Source organism: Streptomyces sp. NPDC092369 (assembly GCF_044755245.1).
Classification (GTDB): Bacteria; Actinomycetota; Actinomycetes; order Streptomycetales; family Streptomycetaceae; genus Streptomyces.
This window is the reverse complement of sequence record NZ_JBIVQP010000001.1, coordinates 1382227-1408652: the sequence shown is the minus strand read 5'-3', so window position 1 is coordinate 1408652 and position 26426 is coordinate 1382227. Positions and strand designations below refer to the sequence as shown.

Annotated in this window: 20 protein-coding genes; 15 read left to right on the top strand and 5 right to left on the bottom strand. The window is 71.3% G+C overall.

Annotation, left to right across the window (positions count from 1 at the left end; translation table 11 throughout):
* Positions 1 to 82 precede the first annotated feature (82 nt).
* A complete protein-coding gene (locus tag ACIQI8_RS06210; protein WP_402345420.1) occupies positions 83 to 892 on the top strand; it encodes a LysR family transcriptional regulator in 810 nt (269 codons plus the stop codon).
* 71 nt (positions 893 to 963) lie between these two features.
* Here the strand turns inward: ACIQI8_RS06210 and fdhD are convergent, their stop codons facing one another.
* From fdhD to ACIQI8_RS06185, 5 genes are read right to left on the bottom strand one after another with little or no spacing between them, the layout of a single operon-like run.
* Positions 964 to 1812, bottom strand: coding sequence for a formate dehydrogenase accessory sulfurtransferase FdhD (gene fdhD / locus ACIQI8_RS06205; protein WP_402345418.1), 849 nt, complete (start codon positions 1810 to 1812; stop codon positions 964 to 966).
* A gap of 8 nt (positions 1813 to 1820) precedes the next feature.
* Positions 1821 to 2681 carry a 2Fe-2S iron-sulfur cluster-binding protein gene (locus ACIQI8_RS06200; protein WP_402345416.1) on the bottom strand — a complete coding sequence of 287 codons (861 nt, stop codon included), beginning with the start codon at positions 2679 to 2681 and terminating at the stop codon, positions 1821 to 1823.
* Complete coding sequence (locus ACIQI8_RS06195; RefSeq protein ID WP_402345414.1) at positions 2678 to 4507, bottom strand: NAD(P)H-dependent oxidoreductase subunit E; 1830 nt, start codon at positions 4505 to 4507, stop codon at positions 2678 to 2680. Before ACIQI8_RS06195 ends, ACIQI8_RS06200 begins: the two co-directional genes overlap by 4 nt.
* Before the next feature lie 5 nt (positions 4508 to 4512).
* Positions 4513 to 6438, bottom strand: coding sequence for a molybdopterin oxidoreductase family protein (locus ACIQI8_RS06190; RefSeq protein WP_402345411.1), 1926 nt, complete (start codon positions 6436 to 6438; stop codon positions 4513 to 4515).
* Positions 6435 to 7406: a 2-dehydropantoate 2-reductase gene (locus ACIQI8_RS06185; protein WP_124001813.1), complete on the bottom strand. Its 972-nt coding sequence runs from the start codon at positions 7404 to 7406 to the stop codon at positions 6435 to 6437. Before ACIQI8_RS06185 ends, ACIQI8_RS06190 begins: the two co-directional genes overlap by 4 nt.
* A 260-nt stretch (positions 7407 to 7666) precedes the next feature.
* Here ACIQI8_RS06185 and ACIQI8_RS06180 point away from each other — a divergent pair, with 260 nt between their 5' ends.
* The 14 genes from ACIQI8_RS06180 (at position 7667) to ACIQI8_RS06115 (ending at position 26234) form a co-directional block, all read left to right on the top strand.
* A complete protein-coding gene (locus tag ACIQI8_RS06180; protein WP_402345408.1) occupies positions 7667 to 9001 on the top strand; it encodes an OFA family MFS transporter in 1335 nt (444 codons plus the stop codon).
* 287 nt (positions 9002 to 9288) lie between these two features.
* Positions 9289 to 10236, top strand: a complete 948-nt coding sequence (locus ACIQI8_RS06175) for a beta-ketoacyl-ACP synthase III (RefSeq protein WP_402345407.1) — start codon at positions 9289 to 9291, stop codon at positions 10234 to 10236.
* 139 nt (positions 10237 to 10375) lie between these two features.
* Entirely contained in the window at positions 10376 to 11050 is a 675-nt protein-coding gene (locus ACIQI8_RS06170) for a GntR family transcriptional regulator (protein WP_402345405.1), read from the top strand.
* Positions 11051 to 11255: 205 nt separating this feature from the next.
* A complete protein-coding gene (locus ACIQI8_RS06165; RefSeq protein ID WP_402345403.1) occupies positions 11256 to 12437 on the top strand; it encodes an ROK family protein in 1182 nt (393 codons plus the stop codon).
* A 161-nt stretch (positions 12438 to 12598) separates the two neighbouring features.
* The gene (locus ACIQI8_RS06160) at positions 12599 to 14116 is read left to right on the top strand and encodes a sugar ABC transporter ATP-binding protein (protein WP_402345401.1); all 1518 of its coding nucleotides are present in this window, start codon (positions 12599 to 12601) and stop codon (positions 14114 to 14116) included.
* The gene (locus ACIQI8_RS06155; RefSeq protein ID WP_402345399.1) at positions 14113 to 15132 is read left to right on the top strand and encodes an ABC transporter permease; all 1020 of its coding nucleotides are present in this window, start codon (positions 14113 to 14115) and stop codon (positions 15130 to 15132) included. The genes ACIQI8_RS06160 and ACIQI8_RS06155 overlap by 4 nt, the downstream gene beginning before the upstream one ends.
* Before the next feature lie 17 nt (positions 15133 to 15149).
* Positions 15150 to 16199 (top strand): substrate-binding domain-containing protein, encoded by a 1050-nt coding sequence (locus tag ACIQI8_RS06150; RefSeq protein WP_124001823.1) that lies wholly within the window; start codon positions 15150 to 15152, stop codon positions 16197 to 16199.
* Positions 16200 to 16258: 59 nt separating this feature from the next.
* The gene (locus ACIQI8_RS06145) at positions 16259 to 17467 is read left to right on the top strand and encodes a Gfo/Idh/MocA family protein (protein WP_402345397.1); all 1209 of its coding nucleotides are present in this window, start codon (positions 16259 to 16261) and stop codon (positions 17465 to 17467) included.
* Positions 17468 to 17503: 36 nt separating this feature from the next.
* Positions 17504 to 18502, top strand: a complete 999-nt coding sequence (locus ACIQI8_RS06140; protein WP_402345396.1) for a sugar phosphate isomerase/epimerase family protein — start codon at positions 17504 to 17506, stop codon at positions 18500 to 18502.
* Positions 18503 to 18635: 133 nt separating this feature from the next.
* On the top strand, positions 18636 to 21143 hold the full coding sequence (locus ACIQI8_RS06135) for a carbohydrate-binding protein (RefSeq protein ID WP_402346723.1): 2508 nt from the start codon (positions 18636 to 18638) through the stop codon (positions 21141 to 21143).
* A 14-nt stretch (positions 21144 to 21157) separates the two neighbouring features.
* Positions 21158 to 22522, top strand: a complete 1365-nt coding sequence (locus ACIQI8_RS06130) for a ThuA domain-containing protein (protein WP_402346721.1) — start codon at positions 21158 to 21160, stop codon at positions 22520 to 22522.
* A gap of 135 nt (positions 22523 to 22657) precedes the next feature.
* Positions 22658 to 24019 (top strand): inositol-3-phosphate synthase, encoded by a 1362-nt coding sequence (locus tag ACIQI8_RS06125; protein WP_402345394.1) that lies wholly within the window; start codon positions 22658 to 22660, stop codon positions 24017 to 24019.
* Positions 24020 to 24072: 53 nt separating this feature from the next.
* Positions 24073 to 25080: an SCO3242 family prenyltransferase gene (locus tag ACIQI8_RS06120; RefSeq protein WP_402346719.1), complete on the top strand. Its 1008-nt coding sequence runs from the start codon at positions 24073 to 24075 to the stop codon at positions 25078 to 25080.
* The gene (locus ACIQI8_RS06115; protein WP_402345392.1) at positions 25077 to 26234 is read left to right on the top strand and encodes a sugar phosphate isomerase/epimerase family protein; all 1158 of its coding nucleotides are present in this window, start codon (positions 25077 to 25079) and stop codon (positions 26232 to 26234) included. Before ACIQI8_RS06120 ends, ACIQI8_RS06115 begins: the two co-directional genes overlap by 4 nt.
* Positions 26235 to 26426 lie beyond the last annotated feature (192 nt).

Here is a 26426-nt window from a genome sequence, read left to right as displayed (position 1 = left end):
GGCCGCCCGCGTCCCGCCGTCCAAGACCTCTTTCAGCTGTGGCGATACCCTGGAGGCATCGCCGACGGAAAGGGCGGGCGGCATGGACCTCGACCTGCGCAAGGTCCGCTACTTCGTGGCGGTGGCCGAGCAGCTGCACTTCGGGCGGGCCGCCGACGCGCTGCACATCGCGCAGCCGGTGCTGAGCCGTCAGATCCGGGCGCTGGAGAAGGACTTGGACGCCATCCTCTTCGAACGCGACAGCCACGGCGTCACGTTGACCGGAGCCGGACGCCAACTCCTCGACGACGCCCGCCCGTTGCTCGCCGCCGCCGAGGCCGCCCGAGGCCGGACGCACCGGGCCGCCCGCGGACCGCGCCGGTTCGTCGTCGGCTTCCGGGCGGGCGTCGTCGTATCGCACGCCGTGCGTGCCCTCTCCGCCGCGCACCCCGATGTCGCCGTCGAGGCCCGCCGGGTCGAGTGGGACGACCAGGAGGAACGGATCCTCGACGGGACGGTCGACATCGCGTATCTGCGCCGGCCGATCCGGGAGCGGGGGCTGAAGCTGCTGCCGCTGTTCACGGAGGCGCGGGTGGCGATGCTCCCCGCCGATCACCGGCTGGCCGGCAAGCAGGAGCTGCTCATGGCCGACCTCGCGGACGAGCCCCGGCTGCGTTACGTCGACGCCGGTCCCGACCAGGTGCCGATCCGCACGATCGAGGAGAAGTTCGAGCGCGTGGTCGCGGGCCGGGGCATCACGCTGGTCCCGGTGTCGGTCGCCGAGCAGTACTCACGGCCCGACATCACCTATGTGACCGTCGCGGACGCGGAGCCCGACGAGGTGGTCCTCGCCTGGGACGCGTCCCGCCGGTCACCGCTGATCTCGGCGTTCGCGCGGATCGCGAACGTCTGAGACGGGGCCCCTGCGGCGCAGGGGGCGCTCCCCGCCGGTCGGGGCCCCGCCGCCGTGTCGCGGAGAGCCCCTCACGCCTGGGCGGCCGCGGTCCGCAGGGCGATGCGGTGCTCGCCCGCGTACACGTTCATGGAGCTGCCCCGCAGGAAGCCCACCAGGGTCAGACCGGTCTCCGCCGCCAGATCCACCGCCAGCGAGGACGGCGCCGAGACCGCCGCCAGGACCGGGATGCCGGCCATGACCGCCTTCTGCGCCAGCTCGAAGGAGGCCCGCCCCGACACCAGCAGGAGCGTCCGCGACAGCGGCAGGTTCCCCTGCTGCAGGGCGCGGCCGACCAGCTTGTCGACCGCGTTGTGCCGGCCCACGTCCTCCCGGATGTCGACCAGTTCGCCGTCCTCGGTGAACAGGGCCGCCGCGTGCAGACCCCCGGTCCGGTCGAAGACCCGTTGGGCCGCGCGGAGCCGGTCGGGGAGGCTCGCGAGCAGTTCGGGCTCCACCCGGACCGGGGGAGTGTCGGCGATCGGCCAGCGGGCCGTCGTCCGCACCGCGTCGAGGCTCGCCTTGCCGCACAGGCCGCACGACGAGGTCGTGTAGACGTTCCGTTCGAGCGTGATGTCCGGGATCCGCACACCGGGGGACGTCCGCACGTCCACCACGTTGTACGTGTTCGAGCCGTCGACCGTGGCGCCCGCGCAGTACACGATGTTCTGCAGGTCGCTCTGCTCGGCGAGCACGCCCTCGCTGACCAGGAAGCCCGCGGCCAGCGCGAAGTCGTCGCCCGGGGTGCGCATGGTGATCGCGAGCGGCTTGCCGTTCAGCCGGATCTCCAGCGGCTCCTCCGCGACCAGCGTGTCCGGGCGGGTGGAGACCGCCCCGTCCCGGATGCGGATGACCTTGCGTCGTTCCGTGACTCGTCCCATGTCGTGCCTCAGTCCCGGTTCTGTACGTGCTGGTAGCCGAAACGGCCCTTGATGCAGAGGTTGCCGTGGGTCACCGGGTTGTCGTGCGGCGAGGTGACCTTCACGATCTCATTGTCCTGCACATGGAGCGTGAGGTTGCAGCCCACTCCGCAGTACGCGCACACGGTGGTCGTCTCGGTCTGTTCGGACTCGTTCCAGGTACCCGCCGCCCGCATGTCGAACTCCGACTTGAACGACAGCGCGCCCGTCGGGCACACCTCGATGCAGTTGCCGCAGTACACGCACGCGGAGTCGGTCAGCGGGGCGTCGTGCTCGACCGCGATCCGGGCGTCGAAACCGCGCCCGGCGACGGAGATCGCGAAGGTGTTCTGCCACTGGTCGCCGCACGCGTCCACGCACTTGTAGCAGAGGATGCACTTGTCGTAGTCGCGCACGTACAGATCGTTGTCGACCCTCGGCTCCTCGTCGAGACGGGCCGCGTCCGGGCCGAAGCGGTCCGGTTTCGCCTCGTACTCCTTGATCCAGCCGGCGACCTGCGGGGTCGTCGACAGGTCGACCGAGGAGGCCAGCAGCTCCAGGACGATCTTGCGGCTGTGCCGGGCGCGTTCGGTGTCGGTCCTGACCTCCATGCCGGGCTCGGCCTTGCGGGAGCACGCCGGGACCAGGGTCCGGGAGCCCTCGACCTCGACGACACAGACCCGGCAGGCGTTCTTCGGGGTGAGCGTGTCGCCCTGGCAGAGGGTCGGCACGTCCTTGCCCGCGGCCCGGCAGGCGTCGAGGATCGTCGCACCCTCGGGCGCCCGGACACTCTCCCCGTCGATCGTGAACTCCAGCAGCCGGCGCGGGATCCCCAGCGATGTCACGGTCATTCGTACGCCCCCAGTCGGTCGATGGCGGATTCCACGGCGTTCCACGCGGTCTGTCCCAGACCGCAGATCGAGGCGTCCCGCATCGCGCGGCCGACCTCGCGCAGCAGGGCGATGTCATCGGCGGCGGCAGCGCCCGTGCGCTCCGCGATCCGGTGCAGCGCCTCCTCCTGCCGCACGGTCCCGACCCGGCACGGCACGCACTGCCCGCACGACTCGTCCCGGAAGAACTCGGCGATCCGCAGGAGCAGTCGGGGCAGCGGGACCGTGTCGTCGAAGGCCATGACGACCCCCGAGCCGAGCGTCGTGCCCGCCTCCCGGGTGCCTTCGAAGGTGAGCGGGATGTCGAGTTCGTCCGCCCGTACGAAGCCGCCGGCCGCGCCGCCCAGCAGCACCGCCCGCAGCCCCTCCCGCACGCCCGCCTTCGCCAGCAGCTCACCGAGCGTGGCGCCGAAGGGGAGTTCGTAGACGCCGGGCCGGTCCACGCTCCCGGAGACGCAGAACAGCTTGGGCCCGGTGGACCGTTCGGTGCCGATCGCCGCGTACGCCGGTGCGCCCATGGTCAGGATCGGCAGTACGTTGACCAGGGTCTCGACGTTGTTCTCGACCGTCGGCTTGCCGAACAGGCCCTTCTCCACCGGGAAGGGCGGCTTGGCGCGCGGCTCGCCCCGGTAGCCCTCGATGGAGTTGAACAGTGCGGTCTCCTCGCCGCAGATGTAGGCGCCCGCACCGCGCCGGATCTCGATGTCGAAGGCGTAGCCCTGACCGAGGACGTCCTCGCCGAGGAAGCCACGCGCGCGTGCCTGCGTGATCGCGTGCTCCAGGCGGCGCAGGGCACGCGGGTACTCGCCGCGCAGATAGAGGAAGCCCCGGTGGGCGCCGGTCGCGTACGCGGCGATCGTCATCGCCTCGACCAGCGCGTACGGGTCGCCCTCCATGAGGACGCGGTCCTTGAAGGTGCCCGGCTCGGATTCGTCCGCGTTGCACACCAGGTAGTGGGGGTGGTCGGGCTGCGACGCCGTGGCCTGCCATTTGCGGCCGGTGGGGAAGGCGGCGCCGCCCCGCCCGACCAGGCCGGAGTCGGTGACCTCGCGGATGACCCCGGCCGGCCCCAGCTCGAAGGCGCGGCGCAGGGCGGTGTAGCCGCCGTGGGCGCGGTAGTCGTCGAGGCTCGACGGGTCCACCACACCGATGCGGCGCAGCAGGATCAGTTCCTCTTCAGGAGCCGAGGCCTGGGGCACCGCCAGCTGGGCCGACGGCTCCTCGCGCGCCGAGTCCGGAGCGCTCGCGGCGAGCACGGCCTCGTGGACGGTCGCCGGTGCCGAGACCGCCGTACGCACCGGGTCGCCCGCCTTGATCGCGAGCGCGGCCGGGGCTCGCTCGCACAGGCCGAGGCACGGGCTGCGCTCCACGTGGACGCCGCTGCCGGGGCCGAGGCGGGACTCGATCCCCGCGCACAGGTCCGCGGCCCCGGCCGCCGCGCAGGCGAGGTCCGTGCAGACGTGCAGGACGGTGGCGGGGCGGGGCTTGACGGAGAACATGGCGTAGAAGGTGGCGACCCCGTACGCCTCCGCCGGCGGCACGGTGAGCCGGCGGCAGAGGTAGTCGAGGGCGCCGTCGCTGATCCAGCCGATCCGGTCGTTGATCGCGTGCAGCCCCGGCAGCAGCAGGTCGCGGCGGTCCCGGGCGGCACGTCCGCCGCGTGCCCACCTGAGATCGGCGTCGGAGCGGTCCGCGCCCTCCCAGGAGGACTCGGGCGGGCCCAACAGGGCGTCCACGGCCGCCCGTTCGTCGTCCGTCGGTTTGCTGTCGCCGAAGTGCAGGTCCACTTACGTCACCTCACGATCGTCGCCACGGGAAGCTTCTCGATCCGGATCGCCGAGGCCTTGAACTCCGCCGTCCCCGCGATCGGGCAATTGGCCTCGATCGTCAGCTGGTTGGTGTCCACCTCGTCGGGAAAGTGCATGGTCATGAAGGCGAGCCCCGGCCGCAGCGCGGTGTCGACCCACACGGGCGCCCGCACCGAACCCCGCCGCGAGGACACCTGGACCTCCTCGCCGACCACGACCCCGTAGCGCTCGGCGTCCTCCGGGCACAGCTCGATGTACTCGCCGCGCCGCAGCGGTGAGGCGAAACTGCCGCTCTGCACACCGGTGTTGTAGGAGTCCAGGCGCCGCCCGGTGGTCAGCCGGATCGGGTACCGCTCGTCGGTGAGGTCGACCGGCGGATCGTGCAGCACGATCCCGAAGGGCGCGAGCCGGCCCCGCGCGGCCGGGTCGGATTCCCACAACCGGCCGTGCAGATAGGTCGGTTCGAGTTCCTCGGTGCTCGGGCAGGGCCACTGGATGCCCTGCTGCTCGGCGAGCCGCTCGTACGTCATCCCGTAGTGGTCCGGGGACACCGAACGCAGCTCGTTCCAGACGGCCTCGGCGTCGGCGTACTTCCAGTCGTGGCCCAGCCGCCCCGCCAGCTCGCAGATGATGTCGATGTCCTCGCGGGCCTCGCCGGGCGGGGTGACCGCACGCCGGACCCGCTGAACCCGCCGCTCACTGTTGGTCGTCGTACCGTCGGTCTCCGCCCAGCCGGCGGTGGCGGGCAGGACCACGTCCGCCAGCTCGGCCGTCTTGGTGAGGAAGATGTCCTGCACGACGAGGAAGTCCAGCTCCCACATCCGCCGTACCGCCTGCTCGCTGTCGGCCTCCGACTGCGCCGGGTTCTCGCCGATGCAGTAGACGGCCTTGAGGGTGCCCTCCTCCATCGCCTCGAACATCTCGGTGAGGTTCAGGCCGTAGTGCGGCTGGATGACGGTGTCCCAGGCCGACTCGAACTTGAGCCGTGAGTCGGGGTCGAGGATGTCCTGGAAGCCGGGCAGACGGTTGGGGATCGCGCCCATGTCGCCGCCACCCTGCACGTTGTTCTGCCCGCGCAGGGGCTGCAACCCGCTGCCGTACCGGCCCACATGGCCGGTCAACAGGGAGAGGTTGATGAGCGCGCGGACGTTGTCCGTGCCGTTGTGGTGCTCGGTGATGCCGAGGGTCCAGCACAGCTGGGCGCGCTCGGCACGGGCGTAGGCGTGCGCCAACTCCCTTATGGCGGCGGCCGGTACGCCCGTCACCTTCTCGGCGAGCGACAGCGTCCACGGCTCGACGAGCGCCTTGTACTCCTCGAAGCCGGAGGTCGCCCGCTCGATGAACGCCTCGTTGGCCAGGCCCGCGTGGATGATCTCGCGGCCGATCGCGTGCGCCATCGGGATGTCCGTGCCGACGTTGAGACCGAGCCAGCTCTCCGCCCACTCGGCGGTGGAGGTGCGGCGCGGGTCGACGGCGTACATCCGGGCGCCGTTCCTGATCCCCTTCAGGACGTGCTGGAAGAAGATCGGGTGCGCGAAGCGGGCGTTGGAGCCCCACATCACGATGACGTCGGTGTGCTCGATCTCCTCGTACGACGAGGTCCCGCCGCCGGAGCCGAACGCGGCCGTCAGGCCCGCCACGCTGGGCGCGTGACACGTCCGGTTGCAGGAGTCGACGTTGTTGGTGCCCATGACCACGCGGGCGAACTTCTGGGCCACGTAGTTCATCTCGTTGGTCGCGCGGGCGCAGGAGAACATGCCGAACGCGTCACGGTTGCGGGCGAGTCCCTGGGCGGCCCGGTCCAGGGCCTCCTCCCAACTCGCCTGGCGGAAGGGCTCGTCGCGGGAGTCGCGCACGAGCGGGTGGGTGAGGCGGGTGTAGGTCTTCGGGGTCCGGTCGCGTTTCCTCATGCGGCGCTCCTCAGCGCGAGCAGGTCCGAGATGGCGTGCACGGTGCGCAGGGTGGGCACCTCCACGCCGGTGATCTCCGCCAGCTCGACGACGGCCGCGAGCAGCACGTCGAGTTCGAGCGGCTTGCCGCGCTCCAGGTCCTGGAGCGTGGAGGTGCGGTGGTCGCCGACCTTCTCGGCGCCCGCGAGCCGGCGTTCGATGGAGACGCCGACCTCGCAGCCGAGCGCCTCGGCGACGGCCAGCGTCTCGGCCATCATGGTCTCGATGACCTTGCGGGTGCCGCCGTGCAGGCACATCTGCCGCATGGTGGCGCGGGACAGCGCGCTGATCGGGTTGAAGGAGATGTTGCCGAGCAGCTTGAGCCAGATGTCGTTGCGCAGGTCCGGCTCCACCGGGCACTTCAGACCGCCGGCCACCATCGCCTCGCCGAACGCCGTGCAGCGCGTCGAGACGCTGCGGTCGGGCTCGCCGACGGAGAACCGGGTGCCTTCCAAGTGCCGTACGACTCCCGGCCCTTCGAGTTCGGTGGCCGCGTACACCACGCAGCCGATGGCCCGCTCGGGCGCGAGCACCGCACTGACCGCGCCGGCCGGGTCCACGCTCTCGACGCGGTGGCCGTCGTAGGGGCCGCCGTGTCGGTGGAAGTACCACCAGGGAATGCCGTTCTGGGCGGCGATCACCGCCGTGGTGTCGTGCAGCAGTGGCTCGATCAGCGGCCCGCACGCCGCGTACGAGTTGGCCTTCAGGCCCAGGAAGACGTAGTCGACCGGGCCGATCTCGGCCGGGTCGTCGGTGGCGTGCGCGTGCGCGGTGAAGTCGCCGCGCGGGCTGAGCACCCGTACTCCGTGCTGCCTCATGGCCGCCAAGTGCGGTCCACGGGCGACGAGATGGACGTCGGCACCGGCGCGGTGGAGCGCGGCACCGACGTAGGCGCCGATCGCACCGGCGCCGAGAACTGCGACTTTCATGGCGGGGAAGCTCCGTTCGGTCGAGGGATACCGCGGAGATGGCCGAACTGCCGAACCTTGTCGACGGAATATTGTCTACAGTATGGGACTTGGGGCAGCAAGGGTTCGCGCACGACCTGACCAAGCCTTGGACGCGAGCCGGTCGACCGGCCGGACACCGGCCGCCGCTACGACCGTTCGTCGCGTGTCGCATACCGCTCACCGCATACGGTCGACGCGCGGCTTCTCAACCACCGTCGCACTGCTTACCGTCCGGGATCATGAGTCCCCCCGTCGCACCCGCCGGCTGGAGCCGGTGGCTCGTTCCCCCCGCCGCTCTCTCCGTCCATCTCTCCATCGGCCAGGCCTACGCCTGGAGCGTCTTCAAGCCGCCGCTCGAATCCTCGCTCGACCTCAGCGGCACACAGAGCGCGCTGCCCTTCCAGCTCGCCATCGTCATGCTGGGTCTGTCGGCCGCGTTCGGCGGCACGTTCGTGGAGCGCAACGGGCCGCGCTGGGCCATGACCGTCGCGCTGGTCTGCTTCTCGTCCGGCTTCCTGATCTCCGCCCTCGGCGCGGCCACGGAGCAGTACTGGCTGATCGTCCTCGGCTACGGCTTCGTCGGCGGCATCGGCCTCGGCATCGGCTACATCTCGCCCGTCTCCACCCTGATCAAGTGGTTCCCGGACCGGCCGGGCATGGCCACCGGCATCGCGATCATGGGCTTCGGCGGCGGCGCGCTGATCGCCTCGCCGTGGTCCACCCAGATGCTGGAGTCGTTCGGCAGCGACAGCTCCGGGATCGCGCAGGCGTTCCTCGTGCACGGCCTGGTGTACGCCGTGTTCATGTCGCTCGGCGTGTTCCTGGTGCGGGTCCCGCGCACCGAGAAGCCCGTCGAAGGCGCGCCGAGCGCCCTCCAGGGGCCGCAGGTCTCCGCCCGCAACGCCGTACGCACCCCGCAGTTCTGGTGCCTGTGGGTGGTGCTCTGCATGAACGTGACCGCGGGCATCGGCATCCTGGAGAAGGCCGCCCCGATGATCACGGACTTCTTCGCGGACACCTCCACCCCGGTCTCGGTGTCGGCCGCCGCCGGCTTCGTCGCGCTGCTGTCCGCCGCCAACATGGCGGGCCGCATCGGCTGGTCGTCGACCTCCGACCTGATCGGACGCAAGAACATCTACCGCGTCTACCTGGGCGTCGGCGCCGTGATGTACGCGCTGATCGCACTTTTCGGCGACTCCTCGAAGCCGCTGTTCATCCTGTGCGCCCTGGTGATCCTGTCCTTCTACGGCGGCGGCTTCGCGACCATCCCCGCCTACCTCAAGGATCTCTTCGGCGCCTACCAGGTCGGCGCGATCCACGGGCGGCTGCTCACCGCCTGGTCCCTGGCCGGCGTCCTCGGACCGCTGATCGTGAACTGGATCGCCGACCGCCAGGAGGACGCCGGCAAGCACGGCTCCGCCCTGTACGGGCTGTCCTTCATCATCATGATCGGCCTGCTGGTCGTCGGTTTCGTCGCCAACGAACTCGTCCGGCCCGTCGACGCCCGCCACCACATCCCCGCCCCGAGGGAGGAGACCGCCGATGTCGAACGACAGCAGTCAGAGTCCGCCTGACCGGCGCCCGCTGATCGCCTTCGCCTGGCTCTGGGTGGGGGCGCCGCTCGTGTACGGACTGTACGAACTCGTACAGAAAGCGACGCAATTGTTCACCAAGTGAGTGCCCCGCTCACCGGGTGATTGTTCGGGAGGGGTTCGGGCGTCCGGCCGTAGGCCATGCGGCTGACAGAAGCCGACAACAGGGGCGCCCGAATCCTGTCGCCTTGGCTGCCGTCGTACCGGTGAGTCACTCCCCAGACTGGAGGATCCCGCAACTCAAGGCGACAACGAGGGGGACCACCCAGATGAACGGCACGCGCATCGCCGCCGTCGGTCACTACCAGCCCGCGAAGGTACTCACCAACGAGGACCTGGCGGCCATGGTGGACACCAGCGACGAGTGGATCACGTCCCGGGTGGGCATCCGTACACGCCACATCGCCGGTCCCGACGAGCCCGTCGACGAGCTGGCCGCGCACGCCGCCGCCAAGGCGCTCGCCGGCGCCGGGCTCTCGCCCGCCGACATCGACCTCGTCCTGGTCGCCACCTCCACCGCCGTGGACCGCTCGCCCAACATGGCCGCGCGCGTCGCCGCCCGGCTCGGCATCCCCTCGCCGGCCGCGATGGACGTCAACGTCGTGTGCGCGGGATTCACCCACGCCCTCGCCACCGCCGACCACGCGGTCCGCGCGGGCGCCGCGACGCGGGCCCTGGTCATCGGCGCCGACAAGATGTCCGAGGTCACCGACTGGACCGACCGCACCACCTGCGTGCTCGTCGGCGACGGCGCGGGGGCCGCCGTGGTCGAGGCGTGCGGGCCGGGCGAGGAGGCCGCCATCGGGCCGGTGCTGTGGGGCTCGGTGCCCGAGATGGGGCACGCCGTACGGATCGAGGGCCAGCCCCCCCGGTTCGCCCAGGAGGGCCAGAGCGTCTACCGCTGGGCCACCACCCAGCTGCCCGCGATCGCCCGCAAGGCCTGCGAGAAGGCCGGGCTCGCGCCCGAGGAACTGGCCGGAGTCGTCCTGCACCAGGCCAACCTGCGGATCATCGAACCGCTGGCCGAGAAGATCGGCGCGGTGAACGCCGTCGTCGCCCGGGACGTAACGGAGTCCGGGAACACCTCGGCGGCCAGCATCCCGCTCGCCTTCTCGAAACTGGTCGAACAGGGCGCGCTCACCACCGGCGACCCGGTCTTGCTGTTCGGCTTCGGCGGAAACCTGTCGTACGCCGGTCAGGTCGTCCGCTGTCCCTGACCTGGGAGTTCTCGGGGATGTGACGCAGTCGACGCCCGAACTCCCTGGCTGTTGCCCGCCGTAGACTGTAGACGAAAGACAATTCATACTGGCTTTCCGGCTGCAGTTGCCCCGCGCTGCCCAGGAGGGGGACGGACCGATGTTGTCGACAGGACTGCCGCAAGGCGCGGTGCCCAAGCTCGAACGGCCCGGCCCGCTGCGCGACCGCGTCTACGAGGCGCTGCTCGAACTGATCACCACCCGCGCCCTCCAGCCCGGCCAGCACCTGGTCGAGAGCGAGCTCGCCGGGCACCTCGGCGTCTCGCGGCAGCCGGTGCGGGAGGCGCTGCAGCGGCTGAACACCGAGGGGTGGGTCGATCTGCGACCCGCCCAGGGCGCGTTCGTGCACGAGCCGACGGAGGAGGAGGCCGACCAACTCCTCACCGTCCGCACCCTGTTGGAGGCGGAGGCCGCCCGCCTGGCCGCCGCCAACGCGGGCAGCTCCGGCATCCAGGTCCTCGAGGAACTGTGCGCCGAGGGCGAGAAGGCCGTCGCCGCGGACGACGTGGACGGCGCCGTCGCGATGAACGCCCGCTTCCACGCGAAGGTGATGGAGCTGGCCGGCAACACGGTCCTCGCCGAACTGGCCGCCCAGGTCGACCGCCGGGTCCGCTGGTACTACACCCCGATCGCCCGCCAGCGCGGCCACGAGTCGTGGATCGAGCACCGGGCACTGATCGCGGCGATCTCGGCGCGCGACGAACAGCGGGCGACGGCGCTGATGCGGGAGCACACGGAGCACACGCGGCGGTCGTATCACGCACGGTCCAAGTAGGCGGTGCCTGACGGGACTTGTCCCGCTTGTCCCCTGAACCGGTCCCTCTCCTCCCCTGCGTCGGCTTCTTCTTTGTCCTCTCAGTGGAGAAAGTGGGCTCCAATTCGTGCACAGCTTCTTCCCAGGTTCGGCGCTCGCTGCTACGTTCCCCTCGAAAGCCCGAACAGAGGCGGCCGATTGAGGCGGGGAGGGGCCAGTGAGACGCATGACGGCACGACCCGCCAATTCCCATCAGGCCAGGCTGCTCAAGCTGTTGCGCGACGGTGGTCCCAACTCCCGTGCGCAGTTGGGTGATCAGATCGATCTGTCACGGTCGAAGCTGGCCGTGGAGGTGGACCGGCTGCTGGAGACGGGCCTGATCGTGGCCGACGGACTCGCCGCCTCGCGCGGTGGCCGGCGTTCCCACAACATCCGGTTGGCCCCGAACCTGCGGTTCCTCGGCGTGGACATCGGCGCGACCTCGGTCGACGTCGCCGTCACCAACGCGGAACTGGAAGTCCTCGGCCATCTCAACCAGCCCATGGACGTACGCGAGGGCCCGGTCGCGGTCTTCGAGCAAGTCCTGTCCATGGCAGCGAAGTTGCGGGCCTCGGGGCTCGCGGAGGGGTTCGACGGCGCCGGCATCGGCGTCCCAGGACCGGTCCGCTTCCCCGAGGGCGTCCCGGTGGCTCCGCCGATCATGCCGGGCTGGGACGGCTTCCCCGTGCGGGAGGCGCTCAGCCAGGAACTCGGCTGTCCGGTCATGGTCGACAACGACGTGAACCTGATGGCCATGGGGGAGCAGCACGCGGGCGTCGCCCGTTCCGTGGGCGACTTCCTCTGCGTCAAGATCGGTACCGGCATCGGCTGCGGCATCGTCGCCGGCGGTGAGGTCCACCGCGGGGTGACGGGCAGCGCGGGCGACATCGGGCACATCCAGGCCGTGCCCGACGGACGTCCGTGCGCCTGCGGCAACCGGGGTTGTCTGGAAGCCCACTTCAGCGGCGCGGCCCTGGCCAGGGACGCGCTGGAGGCGGCCCAGCAAGGGCGGTCGGTGGAGCTCGCGACCAGGCTGGAGGCGACCGGCACCCTGACCGCCGCGGACGTCGCCGCCGCGGCCGCGGCCGGCGACGCCACCTCCCTCGATCTGATCCGCGAGGGCGGCAACCGCACCGGCGAGGTCATCGCCTCTCTCGTCTCCTTCTTCAACCCCGGCATGGTGGTGATCGGCGGCGGGGTGACCGGCCTCGGCCACACCCTGCTCGCCGCGATCCGCACCCAGGTCTACCGCCAGTCGCTGCCGTTGGCGACCGGCAACCTGCCCATCGTTCTGGGTGAGTTGGGCCCCACCGCCGGAGTCATCGGCGCGGCCCGACTGATCAGCGACCACCTGTTCTCACCCGCGTAGTCACCGTCCGCGCCGCGTGGACGCGCGGCCTGGAACGTCCCACCCGTACAGCGCCCTGCTTCGCCCTGCCCAGAAGCTTCGCCCCGCGCGGACTCTCCTGCCCGCGCCGAATCTTCGCCCTGCCCTGAAACCGGCCCGCACGCCAGCCAAGGGGAACACCGATGGCACCAGAACCACCGCTGCTCAGCATGTCCGGCATCACCAAGTCGTTCCCCGGAGTCCGGGCCCTCGACGGCGTCGACCTCGACGTCCAGGCCGGCGAGGTGCACTGTCTGCTCGGCCAGAACGGGGCCGGCAAGTCCACCCTCATCAAGGTCCTGTCCGGCGCCCACCAGCCCGACACGGGCACCATCCACTGGCGCGGCGAGCCGGTCACGCTGCGCTCACCGATCGCCGCCATGCGCCTCGGCATCGCCACCATCTACCAGGAACTCGACCTGGTGGAGCACCTGTCGGTCGCCGAGAACGTCCACCTGGGCCATGAACCCACGGCCGCCGGGTTCGTCGTACGGGGGAAGGCGGCCAAGGCGTCGACCGCCGCTCTGCTCAAGCGACTCGGGCATCCGGAGATCGACCCGGCGCGGCTCGTCGGGGCGTTGTCCGCGGCCCAGCAGCAGATCGTCTCCATGGCGCGGGCGCTCTCCCACGACGTCCGCCTCATCGTGATGGACGAGCCGTCCGCCGCCCTCGACCCGGACGAGGTCGACAACCTCTTCCGGATCGTCGGCGACCTGACCGCCGACGGGGTCGCGGTCGTCTACATCTCGCACCGCCTGGAGGAGATCCGCCGGATCGGCGACCGCGTGACCGTGCTGAAGGACGGGCGCGCGGTGGCGGTCGGACTGCCCGCCGAGTCGACGCCGACGCGCGAGGTGGTCGCGCTGATGACCGGCCGCAACGTCGAGTACGTCTTCCCCGAGCGACCCGCGCAGCCGCCGCAGGGCACGCCCGTCCTGGAGGTCCAAGGGCTGGCAAGGGAGGGGGAGTTCGAGTCGCTCGACCTGAGCATCCAGCCGGGCGAGATCGTCGGACTCGCCGGGCTCGTCGGCTCGGGACGGTCGGAGATCCTGGAGACGATCTACGGCGCCCGCAAGCCCTCGGCTGGTCAAGTCCGCGTCGACGGGCGAGCGTTGCGGCCCGGCAGCGTGCGCGCGGCCGTCCGGGCCGGGGTCGGGCTCGCCCCCGAGGAGCGCAAGGCGCAGGCGCTGCTGATGCTGGAGTCCGTGACCCGCAATGTCTCGGTCTCCTCCATGTCCCGCTTCTCACGGGCGGGTTGGATCGACCGGGGAGCCGAGACGGGCGCGGCCCGCGCCGCCACGCGTGAGCTGTCGCTGCGGCCGGACAACCCGTCCGTCCCGATCCGCACCCTGTCCGGCGGCAACCAGCAGAAGGCCGTCCTGGCCCGCTGGCTGCTGCGGGGCTGCCGGGTGCTGCTGCTCGACGAACCGACCCGGGGCGTCGACGTCGGCGCCCGCGCCGAGCTGTACGCGGTGATCCGCCGGCTCGCCGACGAGGGTCTCGCCGTGCTCCTGGTCTCCAGCGAGGTGCCCGAGGTGCTCGGCCTCGCCGACCGCGTACTGGTGCTCCGCGAGGGCCGCGTCGTCCACACGGCGCCCGCCCGGGAGCTGGACGAACACCGCGTACTCGACCTGGTCATGGAAGGAAGCCCGGCGTCATGACGCAGCATGCCTCCCCGCCGCGGGACAACACCGACAAGGTGCCGACGGTCGGCCAACCCCCTGTGTGGCGGGGCGTGTTCGCCCGCGCCGACGTCCGCACCCTGTCCCTCCTCGGCGTCCTGGCCGTCCTGGTCCTGATCGGCGGGATCACCAAGCCCGACGAGTTCCTGGACACCCGCAACCTCCAACTCGTCCTCACCCAGGCCTCGGTGATCGGCGTGGTCACCGTCGGGATGACCTTCGTCATCACCTCCGGCGGCATCGACCTGTCGGTCGGCGCGATCGTCGCCCTGTCCTCGGTGTGGGCGACGACGGTGGCCACGCAGGACTACGGCTTCGCCGGCGTCCTGTTCACCGCGGTGCTCGTCGGTGTCGGCTGCGGCCTGGTCAACGGACTGCTCATCGCCTACGGCGGGATGGTCCCGTTCATCGCCACCCTCGCCATGCTGGCCTCGGCGCGCGGACTCGCGCTGCAGATCACCGACGGCAAGACGCAGATCGTCACCATCAACAGCATCCTCGACCTCGGCGAACGCGACGCCTACGTGCTCGGCATCCCGCCGCTGGTCATGGTCTTCGCCGTCGTCACGATCATCGGCTGGCTGATCCTCAACCGCACCACCTTCGGCCGCCGCACGGTCGCCGTCGGCGGCAACTCGGAGGCCGCCCGCCTTGCCGGCATCGACGTCCGCAGGCAGCGCCTCTACCTGTACCTGCTGTCCGGACTGTGCTGCGGCATCGCCGCGTTCCTGCTGATCATCCTGTCCGGCTCGGGCCAGAACACCAACGGCAACCTCTACGAACTCGACGCCATCGCCGCCGCGATCATCGGCGGCACGCTGCTCAGCGGCGGCCGGGGCACCATCACCGGCTCCGTGCTCGGCGTCCTCATCTTCACCACGATCACCAACATCTTCGCCCTGAACAACCTGCAGAGCGACGTCCAGCAGATCGCCAAGGGCGCGATCATCGTCGCCGCCGTGCTGGTCCAGCGCCGTACCGCGAGCACGACCTGAGGAAAGGGTTCACCGCCATGCCAGAGCCGACGCCTTTCACGAGCCGCAGAGGACTCCTCTTCGGGGCCGCCGCCGTATCCACCGGTGCCCTCCTCGTGGGCTGCACGAGCAACGATCCCAAGGACGAGGCCGCCGCCTCCGACAACCAGCCGGCCGCCTCGGACACCCCCGGCAAGCACGTCACCATCGGCTTCGCCGGACCGCAGGCCGACCACGGCTGGCTCAACGCGATCAACGACAACGCCAAGAGCCGCGCGAAGAAGTACTCGGACGTCTCCCTGGAGATCACCGAGGGCTCCAACGACACCGCCCAGCAGATCGGGCAGATCGAGACCCTCATCAACAAGAAGGTCGACGTCCTGGTGGTGCTGCCCGCCGACGGCAAGGCGCTCACCCAGGTCGGGCTCAAGGCGATGCGCGCGGGCATCCCGGTGGTCAACCTCGACCGGATCTTCAACTCCCCGCAGGCCTACCGCTGCTGGATCGGCGGCGACAACTACGGCATGGGCCTCAACGCCGGCACCTACATCGGCGAGCAGCTCAAGGACACCAAGAACGCCCGGGTCATCGAACTCGCCGGTCTCGACAACCTGGAGCTGACCAAGCAGCGCACCCAGGGCTTCGACGACGCCCTGAAGAACTACCCCAACGTCAAGAAGGTGGCCCGCCAGGCCGCCGAGTTCACGGTCGAGTCGGGCCAGGCCAAGATGGCCCAACTCCTGCAGGCGCAGCCCAAGTTCGACGCCCTGTGGAACCACGACGACGACCAGGGCGTGGGCGCGCTGCGCGCCATCGAGCAGGCCGGGCGCGACGACTTCCTGATGGTCGGCGGCGCGGGCGCGCTCTCCGCGTTCCAGGCCATCAAGCAGGACAACGGCGTCCTCAAGGCGACGGTCCTGTACCCGCCGACGATGGCCTCCTCCGCGATCGACCTGGCCCGCGCGCTCGGTCAGGGCAAGGGCATCGGCGGTCTCTCCGAGTTCGAGATCCCGGCCTCGCTGACGCTCTACTCCGCCGTCGTCGACAAGGACAACGTCGACCAGTACATGTCCACCGGCTTCCGCTGACCGTGCCCACCCCGCACCCCCCACGGCGCATTCACCACGAGGACGAGGAGGACATCCGTATGGGACAGCCGCAGCAGTCGGACGGGTCACCGGGAGAACAGCCGCCGCTACGGGTCGGCATGGTCGGCTACGCCTTCATGGGTGCCGCCCACTCCCAGGGCTGGCGCACCGTGGGCCGGGTCTTCGACCTGCCGCGCCGCCCGGTCCTGGCCGCCATCTGCGGGCGCGACGCCGCCGCCGTACGGGCGGCGGCCGACCGGCACGGCTGGGCGGCGGCCGAGACCGACTGGCGGGACCTGGTCGCGCGGGACGACGTCGACCTCGTCGACATCTGCACGCCGGGCGACAGCCATGCCGAGATCGCCCTCGCGGCCCTCGCCGCCGGCAAGCACGTGCTGTGCGAGAAGCCCCTCGCCAACACCGTCGAGGAGGCCGAGTCGATGACGGCGGCGGCCGAAGCAGCCTACGCACGCGGGCAGTTGGCGATGGTCGGCTTCAACTACCGCCGGGTGCCGGCCACCGCACTCGCCCGGAACATGGTGGCGGAGGGCCGGCTCGGCGCACTGCGGCACGTGCGGGTGACGTACCTTCAGGACTGGCTGGTGGACCCCGAGTTCCCGCTCACCTGGCGGCTGCGCAAGGAGACGGCGGGCTCCGGATCGCTCGGCGACCTGGGCGCGCACATCATCGACCTCGCGCAGTACCTCGCGGGCGAGCCGCTGGCCGGGGTCTCGGCCCTGACCGAGACCTTCGTACGACAACGACCGCTGCCCGGCGGTCCCACCAGCGGCCTGTCCGCCGTGTCGACCACGGGCACCGGCACGGTCACCGTCGACGACGCCGCCCTGTTCACCGGCCGCTTCGCCTCCGGCGCCCTCGCCTCCTTCGAGGCCACCCGCTACGCGACCGGCCGCAAGAACGCCCTGCGCATCGAACTCAACGGCGAGCACGGCTCGTTGGCCTTCGACCTGGAGCGCCTGAACGAACTCTCGTACCACGACGGTACGGAGCCCGGAGCGCACGCAGGCTTCCGCCGCATCCTCGTCACCGAACCCGACCATCCCTACCTGGAGGCCTGGTGGCCGCCGGGGCACGGACTCGGCTACGAGCACACGTTCATCCATCAAGCCCGCGACCTCGTCCACGCGATCGCCGAGGGACGACAGCCCCGGCCCTCGTTCGCCGACGGGCTGCAGGTGCAGCGGGTGCTGGCGGCGGTCGAGGAGAGCGCCGAGAAGAACTCCGTCTTCACGCCCATCGCCGTCTGACACACGCTCGTCGCAGTCCGAGGAGGATTGAGGGAAATGCCGCGTCAGTTCACGCTCTTCACCGGTCAGTGGGCCGACCTTCCGCTGGAGGAGGTCTGCCGCCTCGCCCGCGACTTCGGCTACGACGGGCTCGAACTCGCCTGCTGGGGAGACCACTTCGAGGTCGACAAGGCGCTCGCCGACTCGTCGTACATCGAGTCCAGGAAGCAACTCCTCGACAAGTACGGCCTCAAGTGCTGGGCCATCTCCAACCACCTGACCGGCCAGGCCGTCTGCGACGCCATCATCGACGAACGCCACCAGGGCATTCTGCCCGCCGAGGTGTGGGGCGACGGCGACCCGGAGGGCGTACGGCAACGCGCGGCGGAGCGGATCAAGGACACCGCGCGCGCCGCCGCGGCCTTCGGCGTCGACACCGTCATCGGCTTCACCGGCTCCGCGATCTGGCACCTGGTCGCCATGTTCCCGCCGGCCCCCGAGTCGATGATCGAGCGCGGCTACGAGGACTTCGCGGAGCGCTGGAACCCGATCCTCGACGTCTTCGACGCGGAGGGCGTCCGCTTCGCCCACGAGGTCCACCCCAGCGAGATCGCCTACGACTACTGGACAACCCACCGTGCCCTGGAGGCGGTTGGCGGACGAGCGGCCTTCGGCCTCAACTTCGACCCCTCGCACTTCGTCTGGCAGGACCTCGACCCCGTGGGCTTCCTGTGGGACTTCCGCGACCGGATCTACCACGTCGACTGCAAGGAGGCCCGCAAGCGCCTCGACGGACGCAACGGCCGGCTCGGCTCCCACCTGCCGTGGGGCGACCCGCGCCGCGGCTGGGACTTCGTCTCAGCCGGCCACGGTGACGTGCCCTGGGAGGACGTCTTCCGGATGCTGCGCTCCATCGACTACAAGGGCCCCATCTCGGTCGAGTGGGAGGACGCCGGCATGGACCGGCTCCAGGGCGCACCCGAGGCCCTGACCCGGCTCAAGGCCTTCGACTTCGAGCCGCCGACGGCGTCCTTCGACGCCGCGTTCGGTAACTGAGCCATCTGAGCCGCCCCCGCGTCAACTGACCAACCCCCCACATCAACTGAGTACTCATCAGCTCTCCGGGATGACGGCGCATCCCGGCGTACCCGCACCCGCCCGTACAACCAGCCCCACTCTGGAGGCATTCGTGCACGGGAACGACCGCACCACCAGCACCGACAGAATCGAGACCCACAGACGACGCCCGTCCTTCCGCAAGGCGGTGGCCCTCTTCAGCGGGGCACTCCTGGCGGGCGCCACCCTCACCCTCACCGCCCCGCAGGCCGGCGCAGCCGTCGCCGACCCGGGAGCCGCCCCGGCTGTTGCCGCCGAGGACTTCCAGCAGGTCACCCTCGCCAAGGGCGAGCCCGAGGTCGGCGAGCCCATGTCGCTCGCCGTCCTCCCGGACCGCTCGGTCCTGCACACCTCGCGCGACGGCGAGTTGAGGCTGACGGACGCCGCAGGCAACACGCGGCTGATCGGCAAGCTCGACGTCTACTCCCACGACGAGGAGGGCCTCCAAGGCGTCGGCGTGGACCCGGACTTCGCGACCAACCGGGCCATCTACCTCTACTACGCGCCCCCGTTGAACACCCCGGCGGGCGACGCCCCCGAGACCGGCACCGCGGCCGACTTCGCGCCCTTCGACGGCGTCAACCGCCTCTCCCGCTTCGTCCTGAACGCGGACGGCACGCTCGACAACGCCAGCGAGAAGAAGGTCCTCGACGTCCCGGCCTCCCGCGGCCTGTGCTGCCACGTCGGTGGCGACATCGACTTCGACGCGGCGGGCAACCTGTACCTGTCGACGGGCGACGACACCAACCCCTTCCAGTCCGACGGCTACAGCCCCCTCGACGAGCGCGCCGACCGCAACCCGGCCTTCGACGCCCAGCGTTCGGCCGGCAACACCAACGACCTGCGCGGCAAGATCCTGCGCGTCAAGGTCGCCGCCGACGGCTCGTACACCGTCCCCGACGGCAACCTCTTCGCCCCCGGCACGGACAGGACGCGGCCCGAGATCTACGCGATGGGCTTCCGCAACCCGTTCCGCTTCAGCGTCGACAAGAAGACCGGCATCCTCTACGTCGGCGAGTACGGTCCCGACGCGGGTGCCGCCGACCCGGCGCGCGGTCCGGCCGGGCAGGTCGAGTTCGCCCGCGTCACCGGCCCCGGCAACTTCGGCTGGCCGTACTGCACCGGCGCCAACGACGCCTACGTGGACTACGACTTCGCGACCAGGACGTCCGGCGCGTCCTTCGACTGCGCGGCCCCGAAGAACAACTCCCCGCACAACACCGGGCTCACCGACCTTCCTCCGGCGCAGCCCGCCTGGATCCCCTACAACGGCCCGTCCGTACCGGAGTTGGGCGACGGATCCGAGTCCCCGATGGGCGGACCGGTCTACCACTACGACGCCACGCTCGACTCGCCGGTCAAGTTCCCCGAGGCGTACGACGGGAACTTCTTCGCGGGTGAGTTCGGCCGGCGCTGGATCAAGCGGATCGTGAGCGACGGCAGCGGGAGCGTGCAGTCGATCAACGCCTTTCCGTGGACCGGCACCCAGGTGATGGACATGGCCTTCGGTCCGGACGGCGCGCTGTACGTCCTCGACTACGGCACCGCGTGGTTCGGCGGCGACGAGAACTCGGGTCTCTACCGCATCGAGAACGCGACCGACGGGCACTCCCCGGTGGCGCAGGCCGCGGCCGACCGCACGTCCGGACAGGCCCCGTTGAAGGTCACGTTCTCCTCCGCGGGCAGCAGTGACCAGGACGGCGACGCGCTCACGTACAGCTGGGACTTCGGCGACGGCGGCACGTCCACGGCGGCGAACCCGACGCACAAGTACAAGAAGAACGGGACCTACACCGCGACCCTGACCGCCAAGGACGCCTCCGGCCGCACCGGCGGCGCCAGTGTGCAGGTCGTCGTCGGCAACACCGCGCCGACGGTGGTCCTCGAAACGCCCAAGGACGGGCAGCTGTTCAGCTTCGGGGACGCCATCCCGTTCAAGGTGAAGGTCACCGACCCCGAGGACCGCAGGACCATCGACTGCGCCAAGGTGAAGGTCACCTTCGTCCTCGGCCACGACACCCACGGCCACCCGCAGACCTCGGCCACCGGCTGCACCGGCACCATCCAGACCAGCGCCGACGGCGGCCACGACGAGGACGCCAACATCTTCGGTGTGCTGGACGCCGAGTACACCGACAACGGAGGCGGCGGGCAGGCCCCGCTCACCTCGCACGACCAGAGCGTCCTGGAGCCCCGGCACCGCCAGGCCGAGCACTTCGGCGCCGGCTCCGGCGTCGACATCATCACCAAGGACACCGCGCACGGCGGGAAGACCGTCGGCAACATCGACAGCGGCGACTGGATCTCCTTCACGCCGTACGTCCTCAGCAACGCCAAGTCGGTTACTGCCCGCGTCTCTTCGGGCGGCGCCGGCGGCACGCTGGAGATCAGGTCGGGCTCCGCGAAGGGCACCCTGCTCGGCAAGGCGACCGTCCCGGTGACCGGCGGCTGGGAGACCTTCCAGGACGTCACCGCGAACCTGTCCCGCGCACCGAAGGGCACGACCACGCTCTACCTGGTCTTCAAGGGCGGCACGGGCGCGCTGTTCGACGTGGACGACTTCACCTTCACGACGAGTTGAGGGGAGGCGACATGATGCGCTCAACAAGCCGACTGGCGACCGCAGCCGTAGGCGCCGCCCTGCTCCTCGGCTGCGTCTCGGGCCCGGCCTCCTCGCACCCCGGTGGCGGGGGGCACGGCACCGACGCCGAAAAGCGGGTGCTGGTCTTCTCCAAGACGGCCGGCTTCCGGCACGACTCCATCCCGGAGGGCATCGAGGCGGTACGGCAACTCGGCGCGAGCGGCGGCTTCACGGTCGACGCGACCGAGGACGCGGGCAAGTTCACCGACCGCACCCTGCGGCGGTACGACGCGGTCGTCTTCCTCTCCACCACCGGTGACGTCCTCGACGCGGCCCAACAGCGGGCGTTCGAGGGCTACATCAGGCACGGCGGCGGCTATGTCGGCGTCCACGCCGCCGCCGACACCGAGTACGACTGGGCGTTCTACGGCGGCCTCGCCGGCGCGTACTTCCAGTCGCACCCGGCGATCCAGCCCGCGACCGTGGACGTCGAGGACCGCGCCCACCCGGCGACCTCAGGTCTCGCCGACACCTGGACCCGGACCGACGAGTGGTACAACTACCGCTCGAATCCACGGGACCGGGCCCATGTCCTGGCCTCGCTCGACGAGTCGTCGTACACCGGCGGCACGATGAACGGCGATCACCCGATCGCCTGGTGCCAGGACTACCAGGGCGGCCGCGCCTTCTACACCGGCGCCGGACACACCAAGGAGTCCTACGCCGAACCCGCCTTCCGCGCCCACCTGTTGGGCGGGATCCGCTGGGCTGTCGGCGACGCCCAGGCCGACTGCCGCCCGGAGAACGGCTATCGCCCGCTCTTCGACGGCACGGCCGTGTCGCTGGCGGACTGGCGGCAGGCGGGCCCGGGCTCCTTCACCCTCTCCGACGACGGCACGCTGACGTCGTCGGGCGGGATGGGCCTGCTCTGGTACGCGACGTCGGGCTTCACCTCGTACTCCCTGAAGCTCGACTGGAAGATGGCCGGCGCCTCGGGCGACGACAACTCCGGTGTGTTCGTGGGCTTCCCGCCCTCGGACGACCCGTGGTCGGCCGTGGACAAGGGCTACGAGATCCAGATCGACGCCACGGACGTGCCCGAGAAGACCACGGGTTCCGTCTACGGCTTCCGCTCCGCCGACCTCAAGAAGCGCGACCGCGCGCTGAATCCGCCGGGGGAGTGGAACACGTACGAGATCCGCGTGGAGGGCGAACGACTCCGCGTCTATCTCAACGGCGTGAAGATCAACGATTTCCGCAACACCGACCCGGCCCGGAGCCTGCGGGACGGACACCTCGGCATCCAGAACCACGGAGCCGACGACCAGGTGTCCTTCCGCGACATCCGGCTCAAGGAACTGCCCGCCAAGGGCAATTGAGCGGCGGTGGGCGGGAGACGCCGGACTCTCGCCCACCGTCTTCCGGCCGGCCCTTCCCAGGGCCGGCCGGCCGCCCCGTCCCGGGGTGCGCGCACGAGGCGTTCGATGCCGACGCGTTCGACAAGGAGGCTGCCCATGTCCGCGTCCCATTCCGTTTCCGACTCCGTCTCCTCACCACGCGTCGGCGTCTGGCTGATCGGGGCCCGCGGCTCCGTCGCCACCACGGTCGTCGCGGGCTGCGCCGCCATGACCGCGGGCCTGCATCCACCGACGGGCCTGGTCACCGAGACACCCGCGTTCGCGGAGAGCGGCCTGCCGGCCCTGACCTCCCTCGTCTTCGGCGGCCACGACACGATGGACTGCCCTCTCCCCAAACGCGCCGAGGCCCTCGCCGCCGGCGGCGTCCTCCCACCCGGCCTCCCCACCGCGATCGCGGCCGAACTGGCCGCCGCCGACCGGGAGATCAGATCCGGCGGGCCGGCCCCGGGCGACACCCGCACCGAACAGGAACTGATCCAGGCCTTCGCGGCGGACATCGACGACTTCGTACGACGGCTGGGCCTGGCGCGGGCGGTAGTGGTGAACGTCGCGTCGACCGAACCCTCTGCCGCGGGGCCCGAACTCCCGCCCAGCTCCCTGTACGCGGCGGCGGCCCTGCGCGCCGGCTGCCCGTACGTCAACTTCACCCCGTCGACGGGCCTGCACCACCCGGCACTCGCCGAGTTGGCCGAGTTGAGCGGGCTGCCGTACGCCGGCCGCGACGGCAAGACCGGCCAGACGCTGCTCCGTTCCGTGCTCGGCCCGATGTTCACCCAGCGCGCCCTCGCGGTCCGCGCCTGGTCCGGCGCCAACCTCCTCGGCGGAGGCGACGGCGCCGCCCTCGCCGACCCGGCCGCGGCAGCGGCCAAGAACGCCGGCAAGGAACGCGTCCTCGCCGACACCCTAGGTACGACCCCCGAGGGCGAGGTCCACATCGACGACGTCCCGGCGCTCGGCGACTGGAAGACCGCCTGGGACCACATCGCCTTCGACGGTTTCCTCGGCACCCGAATGATCCTCCAGACCATCTGGCAGGGCTGCGACTCGGCGTTGGCCGCTCCGCTGGTCCTGGACCTGGCGCGACTGACGGCCAGGGCCCAGGAGGCGGGCCTGTCCGGTCCGCTGGGTGAACTCGGCTTCTTCTTCAAGGATCCGGTGGGGGAGGGGCTCGCGGGATTGGGGGAGCAGTACGAGGCGCTGGTGAGGTTCGCGGGGCGGCTCAGGGAGACCGGGCGGGGCGCGAGGGGTGTGGGTGCGCGAACCGAGGGCGTTGACGGGCGAACTGAGGCTGTCGGTGGGCGAGTCGAAGCTGCCGGTGGGGGAGCCGAGGGTGCCGGTGGGGGAGCCGAGGGCGCCGGTGGGGGAGCCGAGGGTGCCCGTGGGCGAGCCGAGGCCGAGGGTCGGCCCGGGCGTGAGAAGGGCTCGTCCGGGGCGGGCCGTTCGGGGGAGCTGTGGTGACCGCCGGGCCCGCACTGACGGACGGGTCCACAACTCGGGGCGCGAAGAGGCCGATCGCCACAGCGACTTCAGGGCGTGACAACGCGGATCGCCGCCCGAGCCGTCGCCTCGCCTGGGCCGAACTCCTGCGCCTGCCCGCCCTGTTCACCGTCCCCGGCGACGCCCTCGCCGGAGCCGCGGCAACCGCCGTCACCCCCAACTCCCGCACCCTGCTGGCCATCGGCTCCTCCATCTGCCTCTACTCAGCCGGCATGGCCCTCAACGACTGGGCGGACCGCGAGGAGGACGCCGCCGAACGCCCCCACCGCCCCCTGCCATCGGGCCGCATCCACCCGGTCGCCGCCGTGACGACGGCCGGCGTCCTCACCGGCGCCGGTCTGGCTCTGGCCGCTCGTGCGGGCCGCCCGGCGCTCGCGGTCGCCGTACCTCTGGCGGCCACGGTCTGGGCGTACGACCTCACCCTCAAGCACACCGCCACGGGCCCCTCGGCCATGGCCGTCGCGCGCGGCCTCGACCTCCTCCTGGGCGCCGCCGCGACAGCGGGCCGCGTCCGCGAGGCGCTCCCCTCCGCGGCCCTGCTCGGCACGCACACCTTCGCGGTGACGACGGTGTCCCGCCAGGAGACGACGGGCGGTTCCCCCGTGCCTCCGCTGGCGGCTCTGGCCACCACGACCCTGGTGACCTCGGCCCTGGTGACCCGACTGCTCGCCCACCGACCTCCGGCAGGCGCGCGGGCAGCAGCCGCCCATGGCCTGCCGGGCACTGGAACGCACACGGCTCCGCCCACCCGGGCGGCCAACCACCCGTCCCGCTCCGCCACGGACACCCTGCGCCTGGCCCTGGCCGCCGGCTACGCAGCCACCGCCGGTCGCCGCTACTTCCACGCGGCCCTCAACCCATCACCCCCACTCGTCCAACGCGCCGTCGGCGGCGGCATCCGAGCCACCATCCCTCTCCAGGCCGCCCTCACCGCCCGCTCCGGCGCCGGCGCCACGGCCGTGCTCGTCGCGGCCCTCGCCCCACTCGGCAGAAGGTTCGCGAGGAAGGTGAGTGTCACGTGACCTCGCCCATGCCCCCCGGGACGCGACAACCGCACGGCCCCGACACCGCGGCGCTCGCCTCCCTGCCTCCCGCGACTGGTACCACGGCGGTCACCTCCGTACCTCCCGCGACCGGCACCACGGCGCTCGCCTCCCTGCCTCCCGCGACCGGCACCGCCCCGCTCGCCTCCCTGCCTCCCGCGACCGAGACCACGCCCACCCCCCTCCGTTTCGGCTACGGCACCAACGGCCTGGCCGACCTCCGCCTCGACGACGCCCTCTGCCTCCTCGCCGACCTCGGTTACGACGGCGTCGGGCTGACCCTCGACCACATGCATTTGGACCCGCTGGCGCCCGACCTCGCCGCCCGCACCCGGCGCCTCGCCGGCCGCCTGGACGCGCTCGGTCTGGACGTCACCGTGGAGACCGGCGCCCGGTACGTGTTGGACCCGCGCCGCAAGCACGGCCCGTCCCTCCTCGACCCGGACCCCGACGACCGCGCCCGACGCACCGACCTGCTGATCCGCGCGGTCCAGGTCGCCGCCGACCTCGGTGCGCACGCCGTCCACTGCTTCAGCGGCGTCACCCCGCCCGGAACCGATCCGGACACCGCGTGGAAGCGACTGGCCGAGGCGCTCACGCCCGTCCTGGAGGCCGCCGCCGACGCCGGCGTCCCCCTCGCCGTCGAGCCCGAACCCGGCCACCTCCTTGGCTCACTCGCCGACTTCCACCGGCTCCGCCACACCCTCGGCGACCCGGTGAACCTCGGTCTGACCCTCGACATCGGCCACTGCCAGTGCCTCGAACCCCTGTCTCCCGCCGACTGCGTACGCGCCGCCGCCCCCTGGCTGCGGCACGTCCAGATCGAGGACATGCGCCGGGGTGTCCATGAGCACCTCCCCTTCGGAGACGGCGAGATCGACTTCCCGCCCGTCCTCGCGGCCCTCGCCGCGACCGGCTACCAGGGCCTGACGGTCGTCGAACTGCCCCGCCACTCCCACGCGGGCCCCCACTTCGCCGAACACTCCCTCCCGTTCCTCCGCCGGGCGGCGATCCAGGCAGCGGCGCTTCGCGAACAGCAGCCCGACTCAGCGCTCGCCGTCGATCCCGGTCCCGACCCCGCCCCACCTCCCGGCGATCCCTCCGCCACCCCCGAAGGGAGCAGCACCTCATGAGACAGCCGACGAGCCGACCCATGAGCCAACCCGTGGAAGACCCCACGACGGACCCGACGACGAGCCCGGCGACGAGCCCGACGACGGTCCCCACCCCGCACCCCGACTCCGCACCGGAGACCCCGGCCGCAGACGTCACGACCCCTGGCCCCACGCCCCCCGGCCTCATGACCCCCGAACCCACGCCCCCCG